The sequence below is a fragment of the Achromobacter sp. Marseille-Q4962 genome (assembly GCF_943737005.1).
Taxonomy (GTDB): domain Bacteria; phylum Pseudomonadota; class Gammaproteobacteria; order Burkholderiales; family Burkholderiaceae_B; genus Achromobacter.
The window spans coordinates 236,578-243,290 of the sequence record NZ_CALSFU010000005.1 but is presented as its reverse complement, the minus strand read 5'-3'; the positions used below and the strand labels follow the sequence as shown (position 1 = coordinate 243,290).

Annotated in this window: 6 protein-coding genes; 1 reads left to right on the top strand and 5 read right to left on the bottom strand. The window is 68.7% G+C overall.

All coding sequences use genetic code 11. The features are described 5' to 3' along the window. On the top strand, positions 1 to 821 hold an 821-nt coding region (thiM, locus tag NGJ44_RS06380), incomplete at its 5' end, for a hydroxyethylthiazole kinase (protein WP_502802113.1). Between the two features lie 10 nt (positions 822 to 831). Here thiM and NGJ44_RS06375 read toward each other — a convergent pair. The 5 genes from NGJ44_RS06375 to NGJ44_RS06355 form a co-directional block, all read right to left on the bottom strand. Continuing rightward, positions 832 to 1,590 (bottom strand): iron ABC transporter ATP-binding protein, encoded by a 759-nt coding sequence (locus tag NGJ44_RS06375; RefSeq protein WP_053245148.1) that lies wholly within the window; start codon positions 1,588 to 1,590, stop codon positions 832 to 834. Beyond that, positions 1,587 to 2,558, bottom strand: coding sequence for an iron chelate uptake ABC transporter family permease subunit (locus NGJ44_RS06370; RefSeq protein ID WP_502802112.1), 972 nt, complete (start codon positions 2,556 to 2,558; stop codon positions 1,587 to 1,589). Before NGJ44_RS06370 ends, NGJ44_RS06375 begins: the two co-directional genes overlap by 4 nt. After that, positions 2,548 to 3,474, bottom strand: coding sequence for an ABC transporter permease (locus NGJ44_RS06365; protein WP_251863448.1), 927 nt, complete (start codon positions 3,472 to 3,474; stop codon positions 2,548 to 2,550). The genes NGJ44_RS06370 and NGJ44_RS06365 overlap by 11 nt, the downstream gene beginning before the upstream one ends. A gap of 66 nt (positions 3,475 to 3,540) precedes the next feature. Next, a complete protein-coding gene (locus NGJ44_RS06360; RefSeq protein ID WP_251863431.1) occupies positions 3,541 to 4,491 on the bottom strand; it encodes a siderophore ABC transporter substrate-binding protein in 951 nt (316 codons plus the stop codon). Positions 4,492 to 4,530: 39 nt separating this feature from the next. Continuing rightward, a complete protein-coding gene (locus NGJ44_RS06355; RefSeq protein ID WP_251863430.1) occupies positions 4,531 to 6,558 on the bottom strand; it encodes a ligand-gated channel protein in 2,028 nt (675 codons plus the stop codon). Positions 6,559 to 6,713: the final 155 nt, after the last annotated feature.

The window sequence follows — 6,713 nt, the reverse complement described above, 5'->3', positions numbered from 1 at the left end:
TGCCCCTCCCCTCCGATACGCTTTCCGCCCAGCCCCGAGGCTGCGGCGCGCTCCTGCTCGCCTTGCGCCGCGAAGTCCCGCTCGTGCAGTGCCTGACCAACTTCGTCTCCATGAACTATGCGGCCAACGCGCTGCTGGCCATCGGCGCGTCGCCCGCCATGGTGCATGCGCAGGAAGAGGCGCCCGAGTTCGCCCGCATCGCACGGGCCGTCGTCATCAATATCGGCACCCTCTCCTCGCCCTGGCTGCAGAGCATGCTGGCGACGGCGGAGGCGGCGGCGCGCGCCGGTACGCCCTGGGTGCTGGATCCGGTCGCGCACCAGGCAACCGCCTTCCGCCGCTCGGCGGCAGGCGCGCTGCTGGCGCGGCGCCCGGCCATCATCCGCGGCAATGCCTCGGAGATCATCGCGCTGGCGGGCGGCCAGAGCGCAAGCAAAGGCGTGGACGCGCGCGACGCGGTGGCGCAGGCGGAAAGCGCCGCCCTGTCCCTGGCCCTCGCGCACGGGGCGGTGGTGGCGGTTACAGGCGAGGTGGATTTCGTCACGGATGGCGCGCGCAGCGCACGGGTGGCGGGGGGGTCGGCCTGGATGCCGCGCGTCACCGCCACGGGCTGCGCGCTGTCGGCGGTGGTGGGCGGCTTCGCGGCGGTTGCGCCGGACGATCCCTATGCCGCGACGCTGGCGGCGCTGGCCTGCTTCGCCGTGGCGGGCGCGCGGGCGGGCCGCGACGCGCAAGGGCCGGGCTCGTTCGCCTGGCGCTTCCTGGACGAGCTGGCCGCGCTCGATGCGCAGGCGCTGGAAGCCGAATCGCCGTTGCGCTGAAGACCCCGCTTCAACGGTAATACACGCAGATGCGCCGCCCGCCGATGTCGTGCACGGCGATGTCCAATCCGTAGAGCGGGCTCAACACGTCCGTCCGTATGATCTCGCCCGGCGTTCCCTGGCAGGCGATGCGCCCGTCTCGCAGCGCCACGATGCGGTCGGCATAGGCGGACGCGAAATTGATGTCGTGCAGCACCACCACCACCGTCTTGCCCAGCTCGTCGGCCGCCCGGCGCAGCGTGCGCATCATGGCCACGGCATGGCGCATGTCCAGATTATTGAGCGGCTCGTCCAGCAGCACGTAGCGCGTGTCCTGGCACAGCACCATGGCCACGAAGGCGCGCTGGCGCTGTCCGCCGGACATCTCGTCCAGGTAGCGGCCCGCCAGCGGCTCCAGTTCCATATAGCCGATGGCGCGGTCGATGTGCGCCTTGTCATCGAGCGTGGGCCGCCCGCCCGTGTGCGGAAAGCGCCCGAAGGCGACCAGGTCCCGCACGGTGAGGCGCAGCGGCAGGTGGTTGTCCTGCCGCAGGATGGCCAGGCGCCGCGCCAGCTCGCGGCTGTCGCAGGCGTTCACGTCCAGCCCATCCACCAGCACCTGCCCCGCGGTGGGCGCCAGCAGCCGGCTGATCATGGACAACAGCGTGGATTTGCCCGCGCCGTTGGGACCGATGAGCGCGGTCACGCCGCCCGCCGGCAGGGCCAGCGTCACATTGTCCACCACCACCGCGTCGCCGTAGCGCTTGCTTGCCTGCCGGACTTCGATCATCCGCGCCCCCTGCGCAAAATCAATACCAGGAACAACAGCCCCCCCACGAATTCGATCACCACGCTGACGGTGGTATTGAGAGACAGCACGCGCTCCAGCAGCGCCTGGCCGCCCACCAGAAAAATGACGCCCAGCAAGACGGCGGCCGGCACGGTGTGGCGGTGCCGGTCGGACCCCATGACCCGGTACGCCAGGTTGCTCGCCAGCAGGCCGAAGAACGTCACCGGCCCGACCAGCGCCGTGGACACCGAAACCAGCACCGCCACGGCCGCCAGCGTCAGCAGCAGGCTGCGCCGGTAGTTCACGCCCAGGTTCACGGCGGTGTCGCGCCCGAGCGCCAGCACGTCGTAGCAGCGGCGCATGCGGGCCAGCAGCAGCGTGGCGGCCAGCACGGCGGCCAGGGCCGCGGGCAGCAGGCCGGTGCGCACCGAATTGAAACTGGCGAACATGCGGTCCTGCAGCACCAGGAATTCGTTCGGATCGATCAGACGCACCATGAAACTGGACAGGCTGCGAAACAGCAGGCCGAAGATGATGCCCACCAGCATCATCAGGTGCAGGCTGCGCGCCGCGTCGCCGAAAAGCCAGCGGAACAGCACGCAGGCGAACAGCGTCATGGCCCCGACCTCCAGCGCGAATGCCGCCACCGGATGCGAGGCCGTGGCCGCCGCCTGCCCGAACGCATAGACCACCACGGCCTGGATGAGCAGGTACAGCGCATCGAAACCCATGATGGCCGGCGTGAGGATGCGGTTGTGGGTAATGGTCTGGAACAGCACCGACGACACCGCCACGGCATAGGCCACCAGCAACATGGCCGCCAGCTTGGCGCCGCGAAACGGCAGCACGAAATCCCACTGGCCGTTCGCGCCCAGCGTCATGAACGCCGCGATGCAGCCCAGCGCCGCCGCGGCCAGCAGCGCCAGACGCGCCGCCTGCGGAGAAAAGGGGCGCGAATCAGCCGCCACGGTTCCTCCGGATGCGCAACAGGCACAGGAACAGCACGCTGCCCAGCACCCCGACCACCGTGCCGATCGGCACTTCGTAAGGGTGGATGACGAGACGGCCCAGGATGTCGCAGCCCAGCACGAACATGCCGCCCAGCGCCGCCACCCACGGAATGGAACGGCGCATGTTGTCTCCCATGACCAGGCTCACCGCGTTGGGCACGATGAGGCCCAGGAAGGGAATCGCTCCGGCCGTCACCACCACCACCGCCGAGATGGCGGACACGATGAGCAGCCCGGCCAGCGTGAGCCGGGCGTGGTTCAGCCCCAGGTTGGCGGCGAACTCGCGGCCCATGCCGGCCACGGTGTAGCGGTCGGCGGCGAGATAAGCCGCGCCGGCCAGCGCGAAACCGATCCATAGCAGTTCGTACCGTCCGCGCAGCACGCCCGAGAAATCGCCCGTGGTCCAGGCGTGCAGCGATTGCATCAGGTCGTAGCGCACCGCCAGGAAGGTCGTGGCGGCATGGATCACGCCGCCCAGGATGAGGCCGATGAGCGGCACGATGAACGGCGTGCGCAGCGGCACCCGCCGCAGCAGCGCCAGGAAGACCAGCGTGCCCGCCAGCGCGAAACCGGTGGCCACGGCCATCTTGCCGATCATGGAGGTGTCCGGCGCGAGCAGCGTCACCACCAGAATGCCCAGCGTGGCCGCCTCGATGGTTCCGGCGGTGCTGGGCTCCACGTAGCGATTGCGCACCAGCATCTGCATGATGAGGCCCGCCACCGCCAGCGACATGCCCGCCAGCAGCAGCGCCAGGGTGCGCGGCACCCGCGACACCATCAGCAGGCGCCAGGCGCGCTCGCCCTGCCCGCCCCCGCCCGCGAGGTCCGACCAGGACAGCGTGCCCGCGCCCAGGCTCACGCTGGCCGCGCACATCGCGAGCAGCAAGACCACGAGGGCGGCCAGGCCGCCCCCCTGCCGGAACCATCGTGTGCCCACGCCCTACTTGCCCTGCTCCAGCGCGCGCGCGAGGTCGTCCACGTTGCTCTGCATGGCCGCCAGGCCGGCGCTGCCCAGCAGATACCAGTTGAAGCCGTCCAGGTAGACCACGCGCTTGTTCTTCCAGGCCTTGGTCTGGCGCACCAGCTCGTTGTCCAGCATGCGCTGCGCGGAGGCGCCCTCGCGGCCGATGGCGGAGTCGCGGTCGATGACCAGCAGCCAGTCGGGATCCGTCTCGGCGATGAATTCGAACGACACCGCCTGGCCGTGGTTGGAAGTCTGCAGTCCGGACGCCGCCGGCTGGAAGCCGAAGGCATCGTGGATCACGCCAAAGCGCGAACCCGGGCCGTAGGCGCTCATCTTGCCGCCGGTGGTGAGCACGATCAGCGCGGCGCCCGCCCCGGCCGCCCGCCCGCGCAGCGCCGAGATGGACGCGTCCAGCGCCGCCAGCTTGCGCTGCGCCTCGTCCTGCCGGCCGTAGATGTCGCCCAGTATCGCCGCATTGCGCTTCAGGCTGCCCACCAGGTCCTTGGGATTCACCGTCAGGTCCACGGTGGGCGCAAGCCGCGACAACTCGTCATACTTGGGCGCCGAGCGGCCCGCTACGAAGATCACCTGCGGCGCGGCCGCGTGGATGACCTCGTAGTTGGGCTCGAACATGCTGCCCACCTTCAGGTAGCGCGCATCCGCGTACCGGGCGAGCTGGGGCGGCAGCTTGGCCGCGGTGGGCACGCCGGTGGGCTCCACGCCCAGCGCGTGCAGGGTGTCGAGCACGGCCAGATCCATGACCACCGTCTTGGCGGGCTGGTAAGGCACGCCGGTCTCGCCGCGCGCATGCCTGACCAGCACCGTCTGCTGCGCGGCCGCCGCCGCGCCCAAGCTTCCCAGGACCAGGGCCGCGCCCGCCCGGGCCAGCCAGCGGCGGACCTGCCCGGTCCGTACTTGCGTCGTCATTCGCACCTCTTGATCGGATGGGCTTGCGCCCGGGTTTCATCAGAACTTCACGCCCACGCCCAGCCAGTAGCGCCGGCCGTCCTCGACGTAGCCGTAGTCGTCGTAGTTCACTTCCTTGTCCAGCAGGTTGTAGATGCCGGCGTAGAGCGATACCCGCTTGTTCAGCGCGTAGGAGCCGCCCAGGTCCAGGAAGGTGTAGGACGGCGCCACCACGGACGAGGACGACGGCCCGGTGATGGGCTGGCTTTCCTTGCCGCGGAAATTCACGCGGGCCCAGGCCCTGAGCGCGTCCGACGCCTGCCAGTCCAGCGTGGCGGTAAACAGATGCTTGGGCAACTGGTTCAGCGGCTGGCCCTTGTATTCGCCGGATTTCTGCTCGGACTTGGTGTAGGTGTAGCTGCTCGTGAGCGACCAGTCCCGCGCCAGCGGCAGCTTCATGCTGGCTTCCACCCCGCGCGACACCGCCTTGTCCACGTTCATGTACGTGGTGGGGTTGGCGCCGAACTGGTTGGGGCCGTCCGTGCACTGCGTCAGCGGGCACGCCACGCGGGTGATCTTGTCCTTGAAGTCGTTATTGAACAGCGTGAGGCCGGCGTTGAAGCCCTCGCCGTCATCGTACAGCACGCCGATTTCCTCGGTGACCGACTTCTCGGGCGTCAGGTCCGGGTTGCCGTACATGTTGCCGCCGCGGCTGACCTGGCCCCAGCCCGCCACCGTCTGGCGCAGGTCGGGCGCGCGAAAGCCGGTGGATACGCCGCCCTTGAGGGTCCAGCGCTCGGTCATGTGCCACACGCCGTACAGACGCGGGCTGAAGTGGTCGCCGAAATTCTCGTCCTTGTCCATGCGCAGGCCGCCGGTCAGCGCGAAGCTGTCCGTCAGGCGCCATTCGTCCTCGGCGAACACGGCCCACTGGTAGCGCTCCACCTTGCTGGGGCCGCCCTGGATCTGGTTGCCGGTGAGGTCGGTCAGGCGCTGGTTGAGATAGCTCGCGCCCACGTTGAGCATGTGCGAACCCAGCGGCACGGACCAGCTCGTCTGCAGGTCGAGGTTCTTGATCTTCATTTCGCGGCTGCGATTGTCGAACTCTTCCTGCTGAACATAGCTGTCGGACACCGCCCAGCCCCAGCGCCCCGTGTGCGAGAGGGCCCATTTGTTGCTGCGGTAGTCGTTCTCGGACGAGGCCGGGCAGCCGGTGCGCGGGCACGCGACGCCGGGCGCCAGCGGCTCGACCGTCTTGCCCAGCGTCTCCTGGCGCTTCTGGCGCATGGACGTGCCTTCCAGCACGATGTCGTGATCGCGGTTGGGCGTGAGAGCCAGCTTGGCGGTCACGCTGTTGGCGTTGCGTTTGGAGAAGCCGTTGTAGATGTCATCCTCGTCGCGCTGCGTGGCCTGGCCATAGATCTGCAGGCCCAGCAGGTCGTTCTTGATGGGGCCGGCCAGGTAGAAATTGCCCTGGTAGATGTCGCCGGACTTGCTGCTTTCCTGGATGGTGGTGTCCATGCGGATCTCGCCGCCCCACTCCTGCGGCACCTTGCGCGTGATGATGTTGATCACCCCGCCCATGGCGTCCGAGCCATACAGCGACGACATGGGGCCGCGCACCACCTCGATGCGCTCGATGGCCGACAGCGGCGGCGTCCAGCCGCCTTCCACGCCGGAGGAATCCGAGTTGGTGCGGGTTTCGCGCGAGTTCTGGCGCTTGCCGTCGATGAGGATCAGCGTGTATTTGGGGCCCATACCGCGCAGGCTGATATCCTGGCGGTCGCCGCCGCCGGTGATGACCACGCCGGGCACTTCCAGCAGCGCGTCGTTGACGTCGCGGTAGAACTTGTTTTCCAGGTCTTCGCGTGTAATCACGCTGATCGACGCCGGAGCGTCCTGGATCTGCTGCTCGAAGCCCGAGGCCGTCACCACCACGGTGTCCAGCGTGGTGGCGCGCCCCTCGGCCTGCGCCCAGGCCGACGCGCCGAAGCCGGCCGCACCGAAGCCGGCCGCGCACAATGCGGCCGCCAGGCGCGTGCGCGCGCCCGGGCCACGTCTCGCCGTGGCCAGATATTTCCTGCTCATCGAGTGACTTCTCCCGTCGCCACCCGGTTCGCGCGCCCCGCGCGCACTCACCGGGCGATCTTTCTTGGTTATGAATGAAAACTATTCTCATATTAAAATCGGATGCATCCCGGGCCGGCAACGGGCTTTCGGCAACTTTTATTTTCTTTGCACTT